General features: G+C 60.8%; 17 protein-coding genes. 7 read left to right on the top strand and 10 right to left on the bottom strand.

Annotation, left to right across the window (positions count from 1 at the left end):
• Positions 1–27: 27 nt before the first annotated feature.
• From BLQ98_RS08170 to BLQ98_RS08150, 5 genes are all read right to left on the bottom strand, one after another.
• Complete coding sequence (locus tag BLQ98_RS08170) at positions 28–1,515, bottom strand: aldehyde dehydrogenase family protein (RefSeq protein ID WP_093732857.1); 1,488 nt, start codon at positions 1,513–1,515, stop codon at positions 28–30.
• Positions 1,516–1,726: 211 nt separating this feature from the next.
• Complete coding sequence (locus tag BLQ98_RS08165) at positions 1,727–3,007, bottom strand: surface lipoprotein assembly modifier (protein ID WP_093732856.1); 1,281 nt, start codon at positions 3,005–3,007, stop codon at positions 1,727–1,729.
• Positions 3,008–3,170: 163 nt separating this feature from the next.
• Entirely contained in the window at positions 3,171–4,172 is a 1,002-nt protein-coding gene (locus BLQ98_RS08160) for a transferrin-binding protein-like solute binding protein (protein WP_093732855.1), read from the bottom strand.
• Positions 4,173–4,355: 183 nt separating this feature from the next.
• Positions 4,356–9,218 carry a cytochrome gene (locus BLQ98_RS08155; protein WP_093732854.1) on the bottom strand — a complete coding sequence of 1,621 codons (4,863 nt, stop codon included), beginning with the start codon at positions 9,216–9,218 and terminating at the stop codon, positions 4,356–4,358.
• Positions 9,219–9,265: 47 nt separating this feature from the next.
• A complete protein-coding gene (locus BLQ98_RS08150) occupies positions 9,266–10,927 on the bottom strand; it encodes a hypothetical protein (protein ID WP_093732970.1) in 1,662 nt (553 codons plus the stop codon).
• A gap of 165 nt (positions 10,928–11,092) precedes the next feature.
• Between BLQ98_RS08150 and BLQ98_RS08145 the strand changes: the two genes are divergently transcribed.
• Both BLQ98_RS08145 and BLQ98_RS08140 read left to right on the top strand, forming a co-directional pair.
• Positions 11,093–12,781 carry a thiamine pyrophosphate-binding protein gene (locus BLQ98_RS08145; RefSeq protein ID WP_093732853.1) on the top strand — a complete coding sequence of 563 codons (1,689 nt, stop codon included), beginning with the start codon at positions 11,093–11,095 and terminating at the stop codon, positions 12,779–12,781.
• Between the two features lie 98 nt (positions 12,782–12,879).
• Positions 12,880–13,515, top strand: coding sequence for a glutathione S-transferase family protein (locus tag BLQ98_RS08140; RefSeq protein WP_093732852.1), 636 nt, complete (start codon positions 12,880–12,882; stop codon positions 13,513–13,515).
• A 13-nt stretch (positions 13,516–13,528) separates the two neighbouring features.
• On the opposite strand, the gene BLQ98_RS08135 is transcribed toward BLQ98_RS08140, so the two are convergent.
• The 4 genes from BLQ98_RS08135 to BLQ98_RS08120 form a co-directional block, all read right to left on the bottom strand.
• Entirely contained in the window at positions 13,529–13,822 is a 294-nt protein-coding gene (locus tag BLQ98_RS08135; RefSeq protein WP_093732851.1) for a CcdB family protein, read from the bottom strand.
• 8 nt (positions 13,823–13,830) lie between these two features.
• Positions 13,831–14,052 carry a type II toxin-antitoxin system CcdA family antitoxin gene (locus BLQ98_RS08130; protein ID WP_093732850.1) on the bottom strand — a complete coding sequence of 74 codons (222 nt, stop codon included), beginning with the start codon at positions 14,050–14,052 and terminating at the stop codon, positions 13,831–13,833.
• Positions 14,053–14,216: 164 nt separating this feature from the next.
• Positions 14,217–15,404 carry a ParB/RepB/Spo0J family partition protein gene (locus tag BLQ98_RS08125; protein ID WP_093732849.1) on the bottom strand — a complete coding sequence of 396 codons (1,188 nt, stop codon included), beginning with the start codon at positions 15,402–15,404 and terminating at the stop codon, positions 14,217–14,219.
• On the bottom strand, positions 15,404–16,702 hold the full coding sequence (locus BLQ98_RS08120) for an AAA family ATPase (protein WP_093732848.1): 1,299 nt from the start codon (positions 16,700–16,702) through the stop codon (positions 15,404–15,406). Before BLQ98_RS08120 ends, BLQ98_RS08125 begins: the two co-directional genes overlap by 1 nt.
• A gap of 504 nt (positions 16,703–17,206) precedes the next feature.
• On the opposite strand from BLQ98_RS08120, the gene BLQ98_RS08115 reads away from it, so the two are divergent.
• The 5 genes from BLQ98_RS08115 to BLQ98_RS08095 all read left to right on the top strand — a co-directional run bounded on the left by BLQ98_RS08115 (position 17,207) and on the right by BLQ98_RS08095 (position 22,336).
• Positions 17,207–17,887, top strand: coding sequence for a DnaA N-terminal domain-containing protein (locus tag BLQ98_RS08115; protein WP_093732847.1), 681 nt, complete (start codon positions 17,207–17,209; stop codon positions 17,885–17,887).
• Positions 17,888–17,989: 102 nt separating this feature from the next.
• Positions 17,990–18,751, top strand: a complete 762-nt coding sequence (locus tag BLQ98_RS08110; protein ID WP_093732846.1) for an SDR family NAD(P)-dependent oxidoreductase — start codon at positions 17,990–17,992, stop codon at positions 18,749–18,751.
• Between the two features lie 24 nt (positions 18,752–18,775).
• Complete coding sequence (locus BLQ98_RS08105) at positions 18,776–19,936, top strand: acetyl-CoA C-acetyltransferase (RefSeq protein WP_093732845.1); 1,161 nt, start codon at positions 18,776–18,778, stop codon at positions 19,934–19,936.
• 101 nt (positions 19,937–20,037) lie between these two features.
• A complete protein-coding gene (locus BLQ98_RS08100) occupies positions 20,038–21,015 on the top strand; it encodes an NAD(P)H-dependent flavin oxidoreductase (RefSeq protein WP_093732844.1) in 978 nt (325 codons plus the stop codon).
• A gap of 58 nt (positions 21,016–21,073) precedes the next feature.
• Positions 21,074–22,336: a glycerate kinase type-2 family protein gene (locus BLQ98_RS08095; RefSeq protein WP_093732843.1), complete on the top strand. Its 1,263-nt coding sequence runs from the start codon at positions 21,074–21,076 to the stop codon at positions 22,334–22,336.
• A gap of 64 nt (positions 22,337–22,400) precedes the next feature.
• Here BLQ98_RS08095 and BLQ98_RS08090 read toward each other — a convergent pair.
• On the bottom strand, positions 22,401–22,663 hold a 263-nt coding region (locus BLQ98_RS08090; RefSeq protein ID WP_141135312.1), incomplete at its 5' end, for an IS30 family transposase.

The raw sequence follows: 22,663 nt of genomic DNA, 5'->3' as shown, positions 1-22,663 counted from the left end.
TCCTCCCCCTTCGACTTTACGCGCAGCTTAGTCCGCGTTGATCCAGATCGCTTTGGTGTCCAGATATTCTTCCAGATGCTCGGTCCCGCCTTCGCGGCCATAGCCCGACATCTTGACCCCGCCAAACGGCACCGCCGGATCAATCGCGTGGTACATATTCACCCAGACAGAGCCAGCCTTGAGCCGATGCGCCAGCTTGTGCGCCGTGCCCAGATTGGTCGAGAATACACCAGCAGCCAACCCGTAGGGCGTGTCATTGGCGCGGGTCACGACCTCGTCCAGATCATCAAAGGGCAGCGCGGAAATTACGGGGCCGAAAATCTCTTCGCGGGCGATGCGCATGTCGTCGGTGACGCCGCTAAAAACGGTGGGCTGGATGTAATGCCCGCCTTTCAGCGCAGCCCCTTCGGCGCGGTGCCCGCCGGTCAGAACCGATGCGCCTTCCGCCGGACCATCCGACAAAAAGCCCGCAATCCGGTCGGCCTGACGGGCCGAGATGATGGGCCCGATATCCGTGCCCTCGTCGATCCCCTGCCCGATCTTCAACCCTGCAGCAAACTCCGCCACGCGGCGGGTGAATTCATCATGGATCTCGCGCGCCACAAACAGCCGCGATCCGGCGATGCAAATCTGACCCGAGTTTGCAAAGACAGACATCGCGGCCACGGGCACCGCCTTGTCGATATCCGCGTCCTTGCACACGATAACGGGTGATTTCCCCCCCAGCTCGAGCGAGACGCGTTTCAACGTACCCGTCGCCGCGCGGGCAATCGCCTGACCGGTGGCCGTTGAACCGGTGAACACGATCTTGTCCACATCCGCATGCGCCGCCAGCGCCGCACCGGCGTCGGCCCCCAGTCCGGTCACCACATTCAGCACCCCGTCGGGCAGCCCCGCCTCTTGCATCAACCGCGCGATCATCAGCACGGTCAGCGACGCCTCCTCGGACGGTTTCAACACCACGGTGCAGCCGGTCGCCAGCGCAGGCGCGATCTTCCAGACGGAACCGGCGATTGGCGCATTCCACGGGATAATTGCCCCGACCACGCCCACGGGTTCACGCACGGTGGATGCATAAATCTCGCCGGGGAAGGAATTCGGGATGGTCTGGCCGTGGATCATCACCGCCTGCCCCGCATAGAACCGCAACATCCCTAACACGCGACGGCTGTTGGCCAGCGTACGCTGGATCGGCATCCCCATATCCAATGTGTCCGACAGGCACAGGCGTTCCCATTCTGCCTCGAACTTGTCGGCGATGCGCAGCAGCAACGCCTGACGCTCGAACGGGGTGAACTTGGCCCAAGGCCCCTCGAACGCCGCGCGGGCGGCTTTCACTGCGGCATCAATATCCGCCTCGCCCCCCTGCGGTACGGTCGCCAGTAAAGACCCGTTCGCCGGATTGCGCGCATCCATCTCTGCGCCCGATTGGGCCGGGCACCATTTGCCATTGATGAACATGGGGCGAAAGCTGCCATCATAAAGGTCGCTCGCCAAAGCGTTCCAGTCTTTCATACGTGTCTCCCTTGCTTTGCAGACCACCGCGTATACGGCGTCTTTCTGCACCTCGGATCGAGGCGCCGCAAGGTAAGGGAAGCTAATTAATCCAACTTTTTGAAAGTTTTACGTGGATATCTTTCCCGAATGTCCCGCAAACCTGTGTTTTGTCAGGTTAAACGGGGCACACAGCATGTGATTGCAGGAAAGGCCTATCGTTCCCTTTTTTTTAGAACTTCATCGATAGGCTCGCCCCGATGTCGTGGCTGTCATAATCGAACAAGGCCACATTCGATTTTGCCCGCGTGTAAGTATAGGTGATCCGCGGCACGTATTTCCCGATCTGCACCTTGTTGTGCTGCACGGTAAAGGTGACGCTGGTGGTGTCATCCTCGCGTGGGGTCACCGTACCGGGGAAAATACCGTCGTATCTGTCGTGTTCAAACGCAAGAACCACACCGGTAGACAGGCCCGATTTCCACTGCTTATCGACGCCCACCGAGACGCCGGTTTCACGGTGATCAAGATGCGCGCGCTGCGTCGTTTCGCGCAGGTGCGACACGCCAAACGACAGCCCGAGTGTCGGCGTCACCCGATGCTGATACGACGCCGACGCCCGCATCCGGTGCCCGTCGCGAAACGGGCTTTGGTCATAGGTCTGACGATCGAACCGCAGCGCCCCCGACACCACATCACGTGGGCGCAGTTGGTAGGCCCCTCGCACCTCTGCCCCCCAGCGGCGGCGCACGATGTCAGAATCCGAAAAGCTCAGCTCGGTAATCGGGCCGAACGAGAACCGCCCCCGCTGCCCGCCCCGAATAACGTCGAAACGGACGATGGCGGTGGTTTCGGTGTTCAACGCTGAATCGTAGAACTTGGCATCCAGACTGGCTGAGCCGACGCCCGACCATGTCTCGCTCCACTGCCAGCGCCGCCATGCGGTGCCGCCGATCGACAGCCCGACACCCGAAGACGCCCGCGAACTGGGGTTCAACGTGAACGGCACCCCGCCAACCAAAATCTCCTGCTCGGCACTGCCGCGTGTCTGGTTCGACGATGGCAGCAACGCAAAACGCAGCGCAAAGCCGCTGGGTTTGCGCGAGGTGTTGTTCAAGATGTAGGTCTGCAACCCGGCCCGCAGCTGTTCGTCGGCGGTTTCCGCCACCAGCCGCTCTGCATGATATCGCGCGGCGGTCACATCGCCACGATGGGCCAGCAGCAAGGTCAGCTCCCTTCGGGCCGGTTCATAGGCGGGCGCGATGCGCACCAGATCGCGGAACAACTCAATCGCCGCCGCAGGCTGGTTCTTTCGCAGCAAAATCTGCCCCTCCAGATAGGCCTGATGCACCGGCCCGTTGGGGTCATTCGCCACCAGCTTGGCCAGACTGGACCGCGCCGCGTCATACTCCCCCCGTTTCAGATAGTCTTGCGGTGTCGCGGCCTGCGCCGATCCAGACGACTGGAACGCGAATAGAACGCCCATCAGGGCGGCATAAATTAGATGTTTCATGGTTTAACCCTCAAGCAGTTAAATCGGCGTGAACCCTGATCTCTGCTCTGCGTCTCCCACATGAAATAATGGGGAGACGCAGGCATGGCTTGAGGTCATGCCCACGCCAAGAGAAGCTGGACCCGTAATTTGGTTGGCGCTTCTCTATCTCGTTGAACCGACGTTATTGTTTATCGGCGGTGAAGAAGCCGCTACCGTTCATGCTTTCATCGCCATCGGTCAGGCCTAATGTCAGCACGCCAGCAACTTCTTCAGCTTCGGGACCATAGAAGGCACCGGAATAGGTGCCCGAGCCACTGTCGACTTCCAGCTCGTTGATAAAGGTTTGGTCAGCGGTCAATGTTCCAGCAAAGCCATTGTTGTCAAAGCTAGTCTTGTTCATCTTGATCGTGCCGCCAATGGCATCACGTACGTCGCTTCCGGGGTCTTGGACCGTTGTGTTGCCAATGGTCCCCCAGACTTCGCCCGCACCGAAATCGGCCGTCATCGCCACTTCGCTGCGTACTTTATACCGGCTTTCTTGGTTGGATTCGAAACCGGAATTCGGGATCACATTCACCCGTGATCGACCCGAATAAACCGCTTTGGGCAAGGCCTTTAGATCCGCGTCCGCGGTCTCGGTGCCGATGACCGCAAACGCGTTTTCATGCAAACCGGGGTTATCGGGATCATTCAGGTCACGCTGGATTTCAATCACCTGCGAATAGCCGTTGCCGGCAGTCAGAAAGTCCGCGATCTGGTCCGTGTAGCTGTAGACGCCGAAATATCCGTCCGCCCCATCTACTTCGTAGCCATCACCCTCGGCCGTTATATCACTTGGCTTAAAGGCTTTCTCTACGCCATTGATGGTCACCGTCAGCGCGCCTGCGTCATTGCGTTTGATAGACGCGGTGCCCCCGGATTTCAGGCTGGTTTTGCCAGTTTCGTAGTTCAGGTTTTTCAGGCTCACCCCGACGGCACGCGCGGTCAGCGTCTTGCCTGCTGCGATGGCACCGCCTGCATCGACCGGATTGCCGTCCTTATCAGTCGCAAACGTCCGTTTGGCCTGCGCCTCTTTCGTGATATCGGTGACGTCGATAACCTTGTCGATCCCTTTCGACGATCCGCAGGCCGCGACGCTGAGCGCCAGTGCCGTTGTGGTCATAAGTTTCATATAAAGTTTCATCTTAATGCCCTTTCTAAATAGCCCCAAGCGGGCGGGTGCCTGCCAAAAATCCGTGACAGGTTAAGAAAGGTTAAGATTGGACCGTGAATGTACCGTAATTTTCCAACACCCCTTCCGTGAAAAAATCGTGAAAAAACGGTGTATCCGAAGGTTTTGTGCGCCCAAAAGAATAGGAAGCGTTACCTATAGTTGCGTGAGATACCGCAGAGCCTGTTTGCTTGGCATAAAGAAGTAGCCCCCCGCTACCGTCCGCGTGAAATCTACCGGAGCATCTGTGTCGCCGCCGCCCGTCATCGGGCACATATCCAGCGCCAGCGACTCCTCGGACCCCGGAATGACAAATTCATCTCCCTGCTGCTTTGGCGTAATCAACGGGTCCGGCCCGTGGCGCCCGCCATGAAACCCGTCAGCATTGAGCCACGTCTGCTGCACAAACTCGAACTGCCGCTCTATGTTGGCGTTGAAGCACATGAAAAACGTGCCTTCCTCTGAATAGACAGCGGGTTCGACTTTGCTGTCGTGGCGTATCCATCCGGCGTCGACCAGACCGCTATCCTGCGGTGCCTCAAAGGTGCTGCTATAGGTACGCCCGCGCCGCAACAGCCGATGGCGGTTGTTGATCTCAAGCGTGATCTCGTGACCGGGGCGGAAACTGTCGCGCGGATTGGCGCGGCGGATATGGGATCCGATCGGGCAATACAGACCCAAGGGGTCATCCTCGCCGTGGCGGAAATCATTGTCGGGCCTTACCGGTTTCAGCAGGTCCTGCGGTATGCCAAGGGGGCCGACCTCGCGCTCCAGCTCCGACAAGGCGTCGTTGAAAAGGGTCCACCCCTGCGCGGTCCAGATCGTGTCATCCATTCCAAACGGTGCATCTACTCCCAGCCGTCCAGTACCACTGCGCGTCCGCGTAAGCGCAAAGAAGCGGTGCAGCGCGTCCAGTTCAGCGTCGGTGCTGGGGCGGCGGCCCTGGGCTGCCGTTATTGCCTTGATCCGCAACCCGACATACCGGCGCACCAGACTGTGATACCGCGCGCGATTGCGCACGCTGCGCGACACCGACGGGTTGCGCGCCAGCGAACTGCCATCGGCCCACCGGCCAATGATCTTGGCGGTAATCCATTGTTCGATCCAGATCTGGCGCGTACGCGGATTCATTGGCACCTCGCCATAAGGCCGCTGATCCATATCCCCATCCACATCCGAGTCCCGTCTATCGCTTGTCACGATATCCTTGTCGTCGGGCCCCTGCCCGATGCCCCCGGTCTTGATATCAAAGGACACATCTTCCCTGATCGCATCCGCAACGCCTTTTTGCGGCACGTGCCGCGCCTCAAGCACTGATGCCTTGTCGGACACAAACGTCTGCAAGGCTTTGTCGTTATGCAAGATCTGGCGCACAGCGAGAAAGCTGCCGCCCCGCCCGAAATCGCGCTGATCCCCGAGTTCGGACCGTCCGAACTGTGGCACCAGATCTGTCACCGGATTTTGTATCGAGGACAGCCCCGCCGCGGCGGGCGTATCGGCGGGCACGGTGATCGCCAAAGGCAGATAGCCGCGCGAATCCGGATAGCCGAGAATGAACTCTCCTGCCCCGACCACGTCGTCCCGCGCGGCCTTGCCTTTGGCAAAGGCCTGCGTGTGCCGCATGATCGGCTGCGAGATCCCGTCGCGCGTGCCAAACCCGTCGCTATGCGCTAGCCCGCGCCGCTGCACATCCGCCCGCACAGTGTTTTGGACCGTCACGCCAAAATGACCGGCCATAACCGTCACGGTGACATCCGTCTCTTTTTGTTCGTCTGCATCGCGGGCATAGGACAGTAGCAAGGCGTGGGCGGATCCATCGCTCCACCGCCAACGGGCCGGATCGGCGGGCGTGCCTGCATCGCCCAACACCCGCGCCCGCGCCGTCATGCCGCTGGCAAAGGCATGGGGCAGCGTGCCGCGCCCTTCATAGGGTGTGTCGGGAAAGCCAAGCTGCGACAGCCCCGCCGAAGACAACGCGATAAAATGCGCGGGATAGTCAGGATAGGCATCGCCAAAGCTCAGCCGCGCATCCCAGGGCGCACCGGGCACTTCGGCGTTGCGCGCGTCTTGCAGCAGCTGCCCGATGAAACGCTTGCCGCCCTGCGCCGTGTCGAAACGGATCACCCGCGCGGTCATCAGCGGATGCCGTCCCAGCCCGTTGAACAACAGCGTCTGCACCTGATCCGTCTCGATCGCATCCGCTGGCCGCGGGGCGGTATAGAACAGATTGGCCCATGCGCGACATTCATCATGGGTCAACGCCCGCGCCAGCCCATCGCGCACCAGCGCATTCGTGCGGATCATCCCCGTGGTGAGCTGCGGAAAACGGCTGTACCAGAACTGCGTTTGCACCTGCTGGCGGCGCACCCATCGTTTGAACTTGTCCCCGTCTTGTGCGCCATCCAGAAAGAACCACCGGCTGCGCGGAAAGCCCGCACAATTGTTCCACGCCATCGTTTGCCCGCGGTGCACCTTGGTGATGAAATCCTCAAGATAGCTTTCCCAACTGCCGTCATAATTGCCCTGAAAGATCAGCTTTTGACTGCCTTTAGGACAATACCAGCGCGCATAATGGATGGTGGCGAAATCCGTGACAAAGCCGGGGCGGAACCACAGGATTTTCATGTATTTGATGATGTGAAAGGCCAGCGCTGTGGTCAACCGCCGCAGCATGCCGGGCTTGAGTGCACTGACAGATGCGATGTGGTTCTGCGCATAGCCCGGCAGATCCTCCATCTGCTGCACGGCGGCAACGTGATCATGGGGCGCATAGCGGTTATCCGGCGTCTCGTCCGTCTCCACCCGTCGCAGCCATGCCAACGCAATGCCCGTTGCGGTCAATGCCAACAGCAGCGGCACCATCCACAGCGAGACATAGACATCCGCCGCCTGCAGCAAGGTGACCACGCCAAAAGCCACCAACCCCACAGGCAACAGCAGCGCCATTACCGCGAAAGCTGCCAAGGGTTTCAGCCCCAGCCCCGCATATTTCGCGATAAAGCCGGAGAACGGGAAATCCTTATGCCGCGAGAACCGCGGATAGCGATGTGACGGACGATACAGAAGCGCGGCGCGCGCGGAGTCTTTCCGCATCTCCTGTCGGATTTCGGTCATCACAGCAACCGGGTCCGTGGTCCCCTCCTGCGACAGCTGCCGGACAAGAGGCTCCGCCCACTCATACAGCTCCTTTTCAGCCTCAATCTGCCGGACGGGCATATGCTCTGTCCCGTTGAAACTCACCCCGATGGTGCCCCAAGGCTTGGTATCGGGGTGCAGCAAATGGGCACGCAATGCCGCCACAAAGCCGCCGCGTGCCCCCTCAAGATAGGGCAAAAGCACTGTGCAGGGCGTGTCGATCATCTGAGCCAGCCGCGCCAGCGCATCGCGTTGCGTGCCGTCGGTATTGAACTCTGCCAGCAGATGCGTGGGCCGTGCGTCCAGCCGCGTTTCGGCCCCCAGATTGACGAGGTTCAGGCTGGCAAAATGCACGATCCCGGTCGTATCCAACCCCTGCTTCAGGTCCGACCCTTCGTCAAGCAGCCCCTTCAGAGCAGCCCGCAACGCGTCAATATCAACGCCTTGTTTCAACGGTAGGGGTGAAACGATCGTGGACTGGGCCTGATGCCCTTCGACCATATCAAACCGCATCCGCAAACGCCCCAGATACGGGCCATAGAACTTTGGCCTTTCGGGCAGAAAGGCGATACCCGGACGCGACAGAATGACCTGAAACGCCTCGGTGATGATTTCATGCGCCATGTCGTGACCCAGACAATGATGCATCCCCAAGCCGAATGACAAATCCGGCAAAACCTGTCCGTCCTTGCCCAAGAACCCCTCCCCCGGGGCAAAACGGTTGGGATGTTTCACCACCCGCGGATCATGCAGCCCCACGGCGGTGGCAAGGATGACAGGCGCACCGGGCTTGATGCGGCGCAGTGCGTCGGGCAGACCTTGCGTGTCCACACCGTCTTTGCGCAACCGAAACTGACCGGGAAACAACGACGGATTAAAGCGCGCGATCTCGAACAGCATGTCGCGCAACGCGGTACGGGCGTGCGCATCATCGGGTGCGGCTTCGGCCCGCGCGGCACAGCGCATTGCGTGGTGAAACTGGTCAGGTTTGCGGCGCATCTGATCAAGTATCTTGCCCGCCGCCAGCGCCGTCGTGGGGACAAAGCCGGTGATCACCCCGAACAAGATCACGCGCACCGTGTCCTTGTCCGACTGCGTCCAGACCGCCCCGTCCGGTCCTGCCTGCGCCACCTCGTCCATCAACCCTTGCAGGAACCCCGCCTGTGCGGATGTCTTGCGTTCTCTGGCCGATAAATTGGCATAGGCGTTAATGCTGATGTCCAACAGATCGCAAATCCGTTTCGCCCCGATCATCGCTTGGCGTCGCACCGCAGGCGTGCCGGTAGGATCGGCAAAGATCAGCGACGAACAGGCCGCCGAAAACGCCGCGAAATTTTCAGCACTCGGGGCCGCGATGCCAAAGGTCTTCAGGCAGGCCTCCGCCGTGACGCGCATGAAGACATCACGCGCCATGTCGATCTGCCCGCCGCTATCCTCCAACAACGCCTCGGTCACGCGGCGCACCACGGGGCGTACATGGGTCACAGGATCAATCGCCGCCCAAGGACCGCGCAAAATCGCCATCTGCGCGGCATGGGTGCCCCCGTCATCGCCCAAGGCAAATACGGGCGGCCCCGCCATTTCTTCCATTTCGGGGCCAAAGGGCACACCAAACACATCAGGCCGGTGCAGTGCGGCAACGATCTCGGCATGGCGGGTGACGAAATAATAGGGGCCCAACCGCACCACCGGCCCGATCCGCTGCATCAACCGCAACCCGCCGTGTTTCAGCAGAGCTTGGGTGATCCGGCTGCGCAGCTGCGCAAACCAGCTGCCATTCAGCGCATCCAGCGAAAAATGCCGCGTCCCCAGATCAGAGGGATGCGCCCGTTCATCAGCCTGCGCCTGTCGGATACCCGCAAAGTTATCTGCATATTTCGTCATGGAACGGATGCCTTGTGCAAGGGCCCCCAAGCGACGACGCGCCCTACCTAAAACATCTCATCAATCATACGCGCGTTCTGCGACCGGTCGGAGAAAGGAAGCCAGTTAATGTAGCTGCGGTTGAAACGGGGTTCGAACTCGTACAACGCGCGTTTTGCCCGCGCCACCGCATCAGGGCGGCCCATACGGTGAAGCGCCAACACTTTGACCATATGGGAATACCAATAGGCCGGACGCAGCAACAACGCGTGATCTGCATGCTGCAAGGCTGCGGATAAATCGCCCGCCAAAAGGGCGGCCAGCGCATATTCCCCTTCAAAGCAAAAGCGCTGCGGGTGGTGCGGTGCCAGACGGATCGCGCGCTCTAGCGCGTTGATCGCTGCCAGTGGGTCCCCGTCATAGGCCAGATTGGTGCCGCGCTGGTCATGGGCAAAGGCGAGAGACGGACACAGGCGAATGGCCTCGTCCGTGTAGTGCACCGCGGCCGACTTGTTGCCCAGCCAACACTCCGCACAGCCCGCGATCCAATAGCCGCGCCCGTCCGATACATCCAGTTTGATCGCCCGCTGCGCCTGCCGCCGCGCCAATTTAATATCACGCGGATCGGCGCGACAGGTCCAGACCCGCCACAGCGTGGTCAGCGCAAGATAGATATGCGCCTCTACGTGGCCGGGATTGCGGGTGGTGATATCCTCGAAGATCATCCGCGCCTTTTCGAAATCTTCCGGCGTGAGCCGGTTGATATGCCACCGCCCCTGCCAGACCAGCGCCGCGTCGCTTTGGGCTGCCCGCGACTGGGACCGCTCTTCGTAGGCTTGCGCCAGCGCGCAGCTAAAGTTCCCCGCCACGTCGATCGCCAGTTCGCGGGCCACGGCGGCAAGATCAGCCCCCATATCGGCCGGATCCGCCGCAAGGGCAGTGAACTGGGCGCGTTTGACCGACTGGCCGGTCGTGAGATGCATCAACTCTGCCGTCAGGATCAGCTGCGTCCCGTCGGTGCGCAGCTGTCCCGTCACCGCATAGTTGGCCGTCGCGGGCCGCGCCGCCCCTGCGGCACTGCGGGCAGTGTGCACCGTCCAATCCATAAATGAAATCCAGCGATGCCGCGCCAACTGGTCCAGCACCTGTTCCCCCAGCTCCTGCGCTTGGGGGGCCGGATGATCGGCACTGGCAAAGGGCATCAACGTCACGCAGGGCACATCAAGCGGGGAGGCAACCGGGGCCACCTCACCCGCGCCGCCGCCCTGATGTGCGTCTATTTGGCGGGCCCAGAAACCGCGCTGCTCGCGCAGCCAGTTGTCAAACTCCGGATCTTTGACATCGAGCCCCTCAAGGAACTCTTCCTGCCCCGTTAGGCGATCGGCAAGCCCGCCTAGATCCAGCGCATCAACGTCCACTTGGTCCAGCGACAGCGTGACCGTGGTACGATCCGCCTGCAACACCTCGTCCATCGGGGCCAAGGCACGGCGCAAGGCAGACAGCGTCTGGCGCAGGCTCGCCGCGCCCTCACGCTCTCCGCGTTCGCTCCATAATTTGTATTGCAACCACCGTCGTTCGCGCCTGCCACCGGGGGCGACGGCCAGCAGCGCCAGCAGCGCGCGCGCTTTCTTCGACGTGATTGTAATACCCGCCCCATCGCTCAACCGCAGATCGAACGGCCCGATGACATTCAGCTTTAAGCCTAAGGTCTTATGAGATCCATCTGCCACAACAACCACACCATTTCCGCATAGGTTGAGTGTGCGGGATGCGCCGCGATCCGTCAAATTCTAATTGTGCGCACATGTTTCCCCAACGGCATTGCAAAACCCGCCCCGGCGTGGTGCATCTTTGCCAACCGAAAAATACCAGATGACATGGACGGAGCCCGACCAATGACCCAGATCGCCCCCCTTAAACGCCGAACCGGCGGACAGGTCCTAGTAGACCAGCTTTTGATCCACGGGGCCGACACGGCCTATTGCGTGCCCGGTGAAAGCTACCTCGAGGTGCTGGACGCGCTGCATGATGTGCAGGACCGCTTTACCCTGATCAACGCCCGCCACGAGGCTGGTGCCGCAAATATGGCCGAAACCTACGGCAAGCTGCATGGCACCCCCGGCATCTGCATGGTCACCCGCGGCCCCGGTGCCTGCCATGCCGCCATCGGCGTGCATATCGCGCAACAAGACAGCACGCCGATGATCCTGCTCGTGGGCCAGATCGCCCGTGACACCACCGACCGGGAGGCCTTTCAGGAGGTCGACTACCGCGCCATGTTTGGCCCCATCGCCAAATGGGCGACCCAGATTGATGATGCATCCCGCGTGCCCGAATATATGGCCCGCGCCTTCCGCGTCGCCACCTCTGGCCGGCCCGGTCCGGTTGTCATCGCCCTGCCCGAAGACATGCTGACCGATATCGTCGAAGTCGCAGATGCCCGCCCCTATACCGCGACCCAAGCGCAGCTTTCGCCAGCAAATGTCGACGCGCTGACGGCAGAGATCGCACAGGCCAAACGCCCGCTGATCCTGCTTGGCGGTTCCGGCTGGTCCGAGGACGCCGCCGCCGCGATCACCCACTTTGCCGAGACCAACAACATCCCCGTCGCGACGTCCTTCCGGCGGCAGGACATCGTGCACAACCTATCCCCCGTCTTTGCCGGCGATTTTGGCACCTCCACCGCGCCGACGCTGTTTGCCCGTCAAAAAGAGGCGGACCTGCTGATCGTCATCGGGGCTCGCCTTGGCGAAATGACCACCAAGACCTACACCACGCTACAGTCGCCCAACCCCGACACGCGTCTGGTGCATCTGCATCCCGACGCTGATGAAATCGGGCGGGTGTATTCCCCCGACCTCGGGTTTGCCGCCTGCCCCGCCGCCGCGGCATCGGCGCTTGGTGACCTTGATCTGGGCCGCGCCGACGATTGGCAGGATTGGTGCGCAAAGCTGCATGGCGATTACCTGACCGACACCGACAGCCCCAATGGCGAGGAATGGGAGCTCGACATGGGCGTCGCCCTTTGCCAGATCCGCGACAGCCTGCCCCAGGACACAATCGTGACGCTGGACGCTGGCAACCACACCGGCTGGGCGCAACGCTATCTGCGCTTTGGCCGCCCGGGCCGCATCGTGGGCTCGACCTGCGGCGCGATGGGGTATTCCGTTCCCGCGGGCGTCTCAGCGGCGCTGGCGCATAAGGATCAACTGGTGCTGTCTTTCGTCGGCGATGGCGGTTTCATGATGAGCGGTCAGGAACTCGCCACCGCCGCACAATACGGTGCGACGCCGATCGTGCTGCTGTTCAACAACGGCATTTATGGCACCATCCGCATGCACCAGGAACGTGATCACCCCGAACGCATTTCAGGCACCACGCTGATCAATCAGGACTTCTGCAAAATGGCCGAAGGCTATGGGGCCCATGCAGAACGCGTGACGAAGACCTCAGACTTTGCGGCCGCCTTTGAACGGGCCCGCGCCAGTGGCCGTCCCGCACTGATCGAATTGGTAACCAACCCCGAACAGATCTCGACCCGCACCACGATTACGAAACTGCGCGATGCGGCGAAAAGCGAATAGTCTTTAACCGCCATATTAGAGACTGATACAGCGCCTCGCCCGCAGTTTGAACTTGGGCGGGGCACCCTTCCCCGGAACGCAGACCAAAGGATCCAGCAATGATTGATCTCTATACTTGGACCACCCCGAATGGCCGTAAGGTCTCCATTCTGCTCGAAGAGTTGGGTGTGGACTATATTGCGCATACGATCGACATCACCGCCGACGCACAGTTCGCCCCCAATTTTCTAGCCATTAGCCCCAACAACAAGATTCCCGCGATCAAGGACCATGACAATGGCCTGACCTTAATGGAATCTGGCGCAATCATGTGGTATCTTGCTGATAAATATGAAAAATTCCTGCCATCAGATGCGATTTGGCGTACCAAGGTGCATGAATGGCTGATGTGGCAGATGGGCGGTCTGGGCCCGATGGCCGGACAGGCGCATCACTTCTCACAATTCAACCCGGGCAAGGCCCCCTACGCTGAAGCGCGCTATGCGACCGAAGTGCAGCGGCTGTATGGCGTGCTGGATAAGCAGCTTGAGGGGCAGGACTATATCTGCGGTGACTATTCAATCGCGGATATGGCCTGTTGGCCGTGGATTGCGCGGTATGAATGGCAGCGTGTAGATTTAACGCAGTTCCCGAATGTGCTGCGCTGGTATAAGGCGCTGCGGTCACGCGACGCTGTGGTCAAGGGCTACCAAGTGCCAAAAGACGTGGGCGAAGTTCCCCGCGGGGAACCATAAGCCGCGGGCACCGTCACAGCCCGTCGATCAGGATATCCAACGCCCGTTTCAACGCATCGCGCTCTGCCTCAAGCGAGGTCACCTTGTCGCGCAGCGCGGTGCCGGGCACGGCGGCAAGCTCTTGCACCCGCACGATCCATACGGTGCCGTCGATCTCTACCTGCGGGGTCAGACCAGGAAAGGCAGCATATCGCCCCGCCTCGCGCAGCGGTGCCACCACGCGCGAGGCGTCGATGCCGATCAAGTCGGTCTGCAGATCCACCACAAGCTGCCCGCCCGCAAGCCGGTACACATCAAACTGCGCCATAACGCGCCCTAAAAACTGCGGAAGCGTTCAAGCGGCAGGCCCTCGGCCTCCACCTCTTGCGCATAGGCATCCAGTGCCTGCTGGTTTTCGATCCGCCAGCGACGGTTGTGTTCTGCCTTGGCGGCCTCTGAAATCGCAGCCTCGGCAAGCCGCGACATGTTCAGCCCAAGCGCGCGCGCCGTTTCGGCGACGCTGGCATCTAATGTAAGATTTACTTTGACACGGCCCATGGCACCACCTCGAGTTATGCGTACAAGTCAGGAGTATAGGTGAGGATGAGGATTCGGGCAAGGCGGCGTCGGTTGGCGCGCATATATGGGCCTATCTCGCCAATCAGTCCCGACCTGTCGCAAATTAGAAGGGGCAAGACGATCCGCCCTGCCCCGTTAAACATTCAGTCTTCCTTATCGAGCGCCGCTAGGAATGCTTCGATACCGCGCTGCAATCGCGCCTTGCTCACAGCCGAGAAATCCCGCGGCAAGCGCATCTCGACCTTTCCATCCGACGCGATCACCCGCATCTCGCCCTGCGGCAGCCCAAGGCGTAAAGACGTCTTGGCTGAACTGCGGCCCGCGGGCTTTGGGGCGGTTTTCTTGGCCGTAATACCCGCACGCAAGATCGCCAGTTCGGCATCACCGTCGCGGTCGGGTTGCCTGATCAATGCCTTTTTCAGCGCCATAGCGTGCCCGGCGTTCGCATCCAGATAGCGATACACATCCAACCCAAGCACGCGCGGGATCACCTCGGGGTGTCGCAACGCACCGTCCAGATCTGCCAAGACCCGCGCGAACTGGCGGATATAGGTCTTCTTCTGCTTCAATGCAGAGGCATATAGCGTGCCGACCGCATCGCTGACATCGATGCCGGAATCTTGCGCATATAACAGGGCCAGCCGCGCCATTTCGCCAAAGGACAGGTCTTTGCGCACGAGGTTCTCATCGACCATTTTGCGGTAAAGATCTGCCAAGGGTTCCCCGCGGGGAACCAGCGCTGCGGGGATGCGGGAATAGCGCGGGTCGCCTGTTTCAGCAGCAAGCTCGCGAAAGGCGGTCAGACGTCGGAAGCCCTGAATGAGCTCATAGCCGTTGTCCGTCTGCTCTACACGAATGGGGTTCGACAGACCGACCGATTGAATCGACTGCTTCAGCTCTGCCAGCTCGGGATCGACATTCGCCGACCGGTCTCGGGTCAGCTTGTTGGTGTGCACATCCGACGTCTGGATCAAATCGGTGATCAACCCTAACCGTTTTAACCGTACATGCTCATGCGCCAAGGCATCGTTTTCGGCCCGGATAGCGGCCTCTGCCGTGGCGCGCTCAGAGGTCGCCTCCAACGTTTCCGAGATCGCACTGGCCATCGGACCACGGCGCGCAGGGGCGGGGGCAGGGGCAGGGGTCGACGTGGGCGCAGCGCTCGGGGCTGGAGAAACAACCGGATCGCTGTTCTGCAGCGGGTGTCCTTGGATGTTGTATTCTTTCACGACCGGCGGCGCAGGCTTATCGTTCCCCGCGGGGAACCCCGCCGCTTCTTCCTCGTCATCCAGTTCGAAGTTGATGTCAAAAACAGACCGCTTCTTAACCATTATTCATCCTCCAGCTTATCCCACGCGTCCACCAGCGTGGTACGGAATTCATCATAGGCCCGATCAAAGGAAGCCCGTGCGCGGCGCCAAGTCTCGCGGGTCATCTGACGATAATCCATCTCGTAGATCGACGACAGGAACCGGCCAGACTGCTCGACCGCGCGGGTCATTTCAATCGGGTGCTCTGCTACATGTGGCTTGAAAACCTGATGAAAGGCTGACTGCATCGCACGGTGTAGATCGTTATTAGGCTCGAAACGGGTCAATAGAAACTTGATGTCGGCAAACGCCTTCACCGGATCCGTGCCCGTCGGCAACCGACCGCGGAAGCGACCGAGATCCTCCAGCGCCTCGGAAAGCTGGCCGATAAAGCTGGTGGTGCTGTCATATTCCCAATAGCCCGGGCCCGACGGAATGTACAAAACATCCGCCGCAAAAACCGCGTTCATAGATTGATACCCAATGGCAGGGGGGCAGTCGAAGATGATCAGGTCGTAGGCGTCGGGCGGGATCGTATCAAGGTAGCGCGACACCGCGGCAAAGAACGACCATTCAGGGTTCAGGTGCCGGTACTGCGCGCTGGCAAATTCGACAAAGGCCGCATTGGCGCAGCTCGGGACAAGATCAATCGTCGGCCAGCTGGTTGGCTTGATGAAATCGGTCGCCCGCAACTCGCTAAGCCCCATGCCGGTGACAGAGGCAGGCAGTTTGCGTTGGGGCAGGGTGGCCCCGCTTTCGGCACCGCCCTGAACCGCATTCATCCGCTCTGTCTCGCGGATAAGATCGCGAGCCATGATGCCCCAGACGGTGACCTCTTCCGACACATCCGACAGCCCCATCGAATGGCTGAGCGTGGCCTGCGGATCAAAATCCACGGCCAGTACGCGGTAGCCGTCCAGTGCGGCGGCATGGGCGAAATGCAGCGCGACGGTAGACTTGCCCGCGCCACCCTTGAAGTTCGCGATCGCGGCGCGCACCGCCCGTTTGCCCGCAGGCCGCGGCGGCATCAGCGAACGGTTCTTGATTTTGAGCTTGCGACGCAGCTCGTTGATTTCCTCCAGCGAATACCAGCGCTGGCGGCCTTCTTCCTCGACTTGCCCCTCGGGCAGGGACGGGTCTGCCGCCAGCCTGCCGCGCAGGGTCGATGGGTTGGTCTTAAAGATCAGCTCCGCCACCTCCCAGCTTGAGAACCGGCGCAGGGTCTTTTCCATCTCAGGCGAATACGTCTGATGCCGGATGTGCCCCTGCATCTTGAGCGACTGCGCCTGAAGCTTTGCCAGGTCCGCATAGGTAAACATAAGCTGTCCTTTTCCCTACCCGTTCCCCGCGGGGAACCACAACGCCGCGCGCTGTGGCGACACCGGAAAACCCGTAAGAGAACGCTAATTACTACTCAATTTGGATTTACGCTGAATTTGCATCTTATGGAAAGACATTTATTCTATGAACGGGGTCGCAATATCCCTTATACCACACGGCCACGACGCGATTCGCCACATAGCACCCGCTTTATAGCTCAAGCACGGAAATATAGGGGGACAGCAGGATCGGCACCGCGAGATATTGGGGGACAAAATCGCTGTATTAGGGGACGCCCTGTCTGTCCCTCTATACCAGTGATACCTTAACTTTCAATTTTGAATGGGAAAGAAAGAGGGTCGGGGCAAAACCAATCCTTGACAGAATCGGGTTTCCGGACGCAAATCAGGGAAGAGGCGGAAAGGACGTTGTCCACGCCCCGAGGATCCACAAAGAGATCGAACTGAGGCTGCACATTCACACCGTGCCAGATCGGAGCAGCTATGCTTTCACCCAAACCCGTGGGGCGCGACGCCGCCGCGCGCAAATACGACATCATCACTGCCTTGGGGGCCTATGCCCTTGCCGGTGGTAAACACGATCACCGTTTGGTGTTGCGCTTCATTACACTAGTGACGGCGCGCTACAACTGGGCCCGCAACGAACTGGCCGTCGGTCAGCGCGAGATCGCCCAGCTGTGGTCCGTTGATGAGCGCACCGTCAAACGCGAGATGGCAAAGCTGCGCGGGTGTGGCTGGCTCGTGGTCAAACGACAGGGCGCGCGCGGACGGGTGACGGAGTACGGGCTCGACCTTGATGCGATCCTTGAAATGACGCGGCCGCAGTGGCCGCATGTTGGCCCCGACTTTGATCTACGGATGCAAGGGGCACCCGAACCTACACGCGTTGTGCCATTGCCGGTACGCGGCACCGCGCCGACACCGCCGGTTGAGGGCGGGAGCGAATGGGCGTTGGCACAGACCGTGCTGCATGCCGAAGACGCGGGTGTCTATGGCAGCTGGCTGCATAACCTCACGCGGCACGATCGGGCAGGGGGGCGTGTGACGCTTCAAGCCCCGAGCCGTTTTCACGGTGCCTATGTCCAGACCCACCTGACCACCCGCGTGCTGGCTGCACTGCAAGCTGTCGATAGTGATGTCTCTGACGTCGTGATCATCGCCTGAACCAGGCTGCCAGATTTGCCTCACCCGTTGCACCACGCTTTACCATTGTAATCCGCCAAAACGCGGGCGACATTCGCCGCAAATGGGGAAGGGGAGCATATCATGCATTTGAACGGACAAGCGGCCATCGTCACAGGTGGTGCATCAGGATTGGGCGGGGCCACGGCTGAATTTCTGGCACAGGCCGGGGCCAAGGTGACCATCTTTGATATGAACGCCGAATTGGGCGAAGATAAAGCCGCCGCCATTGGTGGCAAATTCCTGCGTGTTGATGTGACTGACGAGAGCGCCGTCGAGGCGGCGATTGCCAAGGCCGAAGGGCTGCACGGTAAGGCGCGAATTCTGGTGAACTGTGCAGGCATCGGGCCGCCCGCGAAGGTGGTGGACCGGGATGGCGCGGCGCTGCCGTTGGCGAGCTTTGCAAACGTGGTGAATGTAAACTTGCTGGGGTCATTCAACGTGCTGTCGAAATTCGCGGCCGCGCTGCACAAGGCAGAGCCTGTGGGCGAGGAGCGGGGCGTGATCATCAACACGGCCTCGGTCGCGGCGTTCGACGGGCAGATCGGGCAGGCGGCCTATGCCGCGTCTAAGGGCGGGATTGTGGGCATGACCTTGCCCGTCGCCCGCGAGCTGGCGCGCTATGGCATCCGCGTGATGACGATTGCGCCGGGGCTGTTTCTGACTCCGCTTCTGGCCAGTCTGCCGCAAGAGGCGCAGGATTCGCTCGGCGCGCAGGTGCCCTTTCCCAGCCGCTTGGGCGATCCGTCCGAATACGCCAAAATGGTCGGCGCGATCATCGATAACCCGATGTTGAACGGTGAAACGATCCGCCTTGATGGCGCAATCCGGATGGCGCCGAAATAGAGACTACTTAGGGAGGAAAGCACATTGGCACATGCCTATATCGTAGAAACAGCCCGCACCGCAGGGGGACGTCGTGGCGGCGCGCTGCGCGACTGGCACCCTGCTAATCTGGGGGCCGAGGTACTGAACGCGCTGGTCGCACGCGCGGGGATCGACGGCGCGGTCATTGATGACGTGATCGTCGGCTGCGTCAGTCAGGGCGGAGAGCAATCCTTTGCCTTCGGGCGCAACTGTGTGCTGGCGTCGACCCTGCCGCAATCCGTGCCTGCAGTGACCATTGACCGGCAATGCGGCAGCTCGCAACAAGCGGTGCAATTCGCGGCGCAGGCGGTGATGTCGGGCACGCAGGATGTGGTTGTCGCCATGGGTGTCGAAAGCATGACGCGTGTGCCGATGGGATCGAACGTGTCGCTTTATGCCAAGGCGGGATTGGGCGAGGGCCCGTTCAGCGACCGGATCGAGGCGCGCTACGGCACCAAGAATTTCAGCCAGTTTATCGGCGCAGAGATGGTCGCGCAAAAGCACGGGTTCACCCGCGAAGAACTGGACGCCTACGCGCTGGAGAGCCATCGTCGCGCCACGGCCGCGCGAGACGGCGGGGCCTTTGACGCCGAGATCATTCCGCTGGCCATCGACGGCGGGATGCACACGCGTGACGAAGGTATCCGTGATGATGCCTCGCTTGCGTCGATCGCTGGCGTGAAGCTGTTGGACCCTAACGGGATGATCTCTGCCGCGAATGCGTCGCAGATTTGCGACGGTGCGGCGGGGGTGTTGGTCGTGTCCGAGGCGGCGCTGAAGAAATACAACCTGACCCCAAAGGCGCGGATCGTGAATCTGACCGTGACGGCGGGCGACCCTGTGATCATGCTTGAGGAACCTTTGCCTGCCACCGACCGCGCGTTGGAACGGGCAGGTATGAAGATCGATGATATTGATTTGTTCGAGGTCAACGAAGCCTTTGCGCCGATCCCGATGGCCTGGGCGAAACACACTGGTGCCGATCCGGCCAAGTTGAATGTGAACGGCGGCGCGATTGCGCTTGGGCATCCGCTGGGCGCATCCGGGGCGCGGCTGATGACGACGCTGGTGCACAGCCTGCATGCGCGCGGCAAGAAATACGGTTTGCAGACCATGTGCGAAGGCGGCGGCATTGCCAACGTCACGATTATCGAGGCGCTGTAGTCGCAACCATAAGAAGGAGATGAGGGACGTAACGTCCGTCATTTCCAAAGGCCGCACATCCTGACAAGTTGCAGGAAAATAATACGTCCCGGAGGAACAAGATGACGCTACCCGCCCTTTTCGACAATTTGCGTATCCCGCTGATTGGCAGCCCGCTGTTCATTATCTCGAACCCTGATCTGGTGATTGCACAGTGCAAGGCCGGTATCGTGGGTAGCTTTCCTGCGCTGAATGCACGCGAAGCAGAAGGGGAGCCGATCGAGCTGGACCGCTGGCTGACGCGCATCAAGGAAGAGCTGGACCGTCACAACCAAGCCAACCCCGACAATCCCGCCGCCCCTTATGCGGTGAACCAGATTGTGCATAAATCCAACACCCGTCTCGAGCGCGACGTAGAGATTTGCGTCAAGCACGAGGTGCCACTGTGGATCACGTCCTTGGGCGCACAGGAATGGCTGAACGACGCGGCGCATGGTGCGGGTGGTGTGGTCTTGCATGACATCATCAACAACCGCTTTGCACATAAAGCGATTGAAAAAGGGGCCGATGGTCTGATCGCTGTGGCGGCTGGTGCAGGGGGCCACGCCGGGGCGTTGTCGCCACTGGCGCTGATTCAGGAAATTCGCGAATGGTTTAACGGGCCGGTATTCTTGTCCGGTGCGATTGCCAAGGGCGACAGCATTCTGGCGGCGCAGGCTATGGGTGCGGATGGTGGCTATGCCGGGTCGGCGTTTATCGCCACGCAAGAAGCCAATGCTGACGACCGTTATAAACAGATGATCGCGGATTCGGGCGCGTCGGATATCGTCTATTCCGATTTGTTCACCGGGGTTTGGGGCAACTATCTGAAGTCCTCGATCGAGGCGCAGGGGATGGACCCGAACAACCTTGAACGGTCCGACCCGTCGAACATGAACTTTGGGGCTGACCGCGAAAAGCCCAAAAGCTGGAAAGAGATTTGGGGGGCCGGGCAGGGGATTGGCGCCGTCAAGGATGTGCGCCCCGCCGCCGAGGTGGTAGAGCGTCTGGCAACAGAATACGCCGCCGCCCGCAAACGTCTGTTCGATCAGACCGCGTGAGTGTAAAACAGGCCGTCCCTTCGGGGGCGGCTTTTTTGATGCGAGGACAGAGATAGCGATGCACGACACACCGCAGACGACATTGCGCCGATTGTTCGACCGGGCCGTCGCGGTGGCGGACCCGATGCAATCGCTGGCCACGCATCTGCCGCCCAAACCGGCGGGCCGCGTCGTGGTGATCGGCGCGGGCAAGGCAAGCGCGCGCATGGCAGAGGCCGTCGAGGCGGCGTGGGGTCCTTGTGACGGTTTGGTGATCACCCGCTATGGATATGCGCGCCCCTGTCAGGGGATCGAGATTGTCGAGGCCGCGCATCCCGTGCCCGATGCAGCCGGACAGGCGGCAACCGCGCGGATGTTAGAGCTGTTGAGCGGCTTGGGGGAGGGGGACTTTGTGCTGGCGCTGATCTCGGGCGGGGCGTCGGCGCTGCTGACCGCGCCCTTGGGGGAGATTACGCTGGCCGAAAAACAAGCGGTGAACGCGGGGTTGCTGGCCTCTGGTGCGCCGATCACGCAGATGAATGTGGTGCGCAAGCATCTGTCGCAGGTCAAAGGCGGTCAGCTGGCGGCGGCGGCTTATCCGGCGATGATGCACACATTGATGATCTCGGATGTGCCGGGGGATGATATGGCGATGATCGGGTCCGGCCCGACGGTGGGCGATGCCACCACATCGCAGGACGCGCAGGCGATTTTGACGCAGTGGGGCGTGGCGGTTCCGGCCTCGGTCACGCGGGCCCTGGCTGCGGGGTCACAGGTCGTGCCGCCCGGTGATCCGCGGTTGTCGCGGGTGATGAACCGGATTTATGCGGCCCCCAAGCAATCGCTGGATGCGGCAGAGGCTTTGGCCGAGGCGGAGGGGTATCGCGTGATCCGTCTGGGCAATGATATTGAGGGCGAGGCCCGCGAGGTCGCCCGTGCCCATGCCGCCTTGGCCCTGCAAGAACAGGCGCGTCTGCGTCATGGCGATGCGCCGGTGATAATCCTGTCGGGTGGGGAGCTAACGGTCACACGGCGCGGGGAGGGCGTTGGCGGACCGAATGCGGAATACGCGCTCGCCTTGATGTTGGCATTAGACGGGGCGGCGGGCGTCTGGGGGTTGGCCTGCGATACCGACGGCGTCGACGGCGCGGCCGAGGTCGCAGGGGCCATCATCGGACCCGACAGTTTGGACCGTGCACAGGCGGCAGGAGTTGATGCGAAGGCGGCGCTTGCCGCAAATGACGCGCATGGTTTCTTTGATTGTATTGGCGGTCAGGTCATAACAGGACCGACGCTTACGAACGTCAACGACTTCCGTGCACTGGTTGTATTCCCAGGTTAGAATTCAATTGTGGATTGGATAGCGTTTAAGAATGGATTCTCAAGGGTCGTTGCGACGGTTACCGCTATCTTAGTTTCATGAGTTCTTCCCTGAATGCTTCCGTTGGTGTGCGCCATCCCAGACACTTTCTGGGCGTGCCGTTCAAGCGGTCGCAAATCGACTTCATATCTCGATTTGAGAGCGCGGCCACAGGCGCATCTCTTGGTAGGTAGCGCCGCGCACGCTTGTTCAGGTTTTCGACGGAACCCTTTTGCCACGGGGCTTGCGGATCACAGAACCATGCCTCGGTTCCGATTCCAGGTTCCAGCTTGCGCCAATTCCTAAACT

It is taken from the genome of Sulfitobacter litoralis, from assembly GCF_900103185.1.
In the GTDB taxonomy this organism is placed as follows: Bacteria; Pseudomonadota; Alphaproteobacteria; order Rhodobacterales; family Rhodobacteraceae; genus Sulfitobacter; species Sulfitobacter litoralis.
This window is presented reverse-complemented; position numbering and strand designations above follow the sequence as displayed.

What these genes read in the sequence shown, in the direction of transcription:
- BLQ98_RS08170 (WP_093732857.1), bottom strand. Translation starts at nt 1,515, where the DNA reads ATGAAAGACTGGAACGCTTTGGCGAGCGACCTTTATGATGGCAGCTTT.
- BLQ98_RS08165 (WP_093732856.1), bottom strand. Translation starts at nt 3,007, where the DNA reads ATGAAACATCTAATTTATGCCGCCCTGATGGGCGTTCTATTCGCGTTC.
- BLQ98_RS08160 (WP_093732855.1), bottom strand. Translation starts at nt 4,172, where the DNA reads ATGAAACTTTATATGAAACTTATGACCACAACGGCACTGGCGCTCAGC.
- BLQ98_RS08155 (WP_093732854.1), bottom strand. Translation starts at nt 9,218, where the DNA reads ATGACGAAATATGCAGATAACTTTGCGGGTATCCGACAGGCGCAGGCT.
- BLQ98_RS08145 (WP_093732853.1), top strand. Translation starts at nt 11,093, where the DNA reads ATGACCCAGATCGCCCCCCTTAAACGCCGAACCGGCGGACAGGTCCTA.
- BLQ98_RS08140 (WP_093732852.1), top strand. Translation starts at nt 12,880, where the DNA reads ATGATTGATCTCTATACTTGGACCACCCCGAATGGCCGTAAGGTCTCC.
- BLQ98_RS08135 (WP_093732851.1), bottom strand. Translation starts at nt 13,822, where the DNA reads ATGGCGCAGTTTGATGTGTACCGGCTTGCGGGCGGGCAGCTTGTGGTG.
- BLQ98_RS08130 (WP_093732850.1), bottom strand. Translation starts at nt 14,052, where the DNA reads ATGGGCCGTGTCAAAGTAAATCTTACATTAGATGCCAGCGTCGCCGAA.
- BLQ98_RS08125 (WP_093732849.1), bottom strand. Translation starts at nt 15,404, where the DNA reads ATGGTTAAGAAGCGGTCTGTTTTTGACATCAACTTCGAACTGGATGAC.
- BLQ98_RS08120 (WP_093732848.1), bottom strand. Translation starts at nt 16,702, where the DNA reads ATGTTTACCTATGCGGACCTGGCAAAGCTTCAGGCGCAGTCGCTCAAG.
- BLQ98_RS08115 (WP_093732847.1), top strand. Translation starts at nt 17,207, where the DNA reads ATGCTTTCACCCAAACCCGTGGGGCGCGACGCCGCCGCGCGCAAATAC.
- BLQ98_RS08110 (WP_093732846.1), top strand. Translation starts at nt 17,990, where the DNA reads ATGCATTTGAACGGACAAGCGGCCATCGTCACAGGTGGTGCATCAGGA.
- BLQ98_RS08100 (WP_093732844.1), top strand. Translation starts at nt 20,038, where the DNA reads ATGACGCTACCCGCCCTTTTCGACAATTTGCGTATCCCGCTGATTGGC.
- BLQ98_RS08095 (WP_093732843.1), top strand. Translation starts at nt 21,074, where the DNA reads ATGCACGACACACCGCAGACGACATTGCGCCGATTGTTCGACCGGGCC.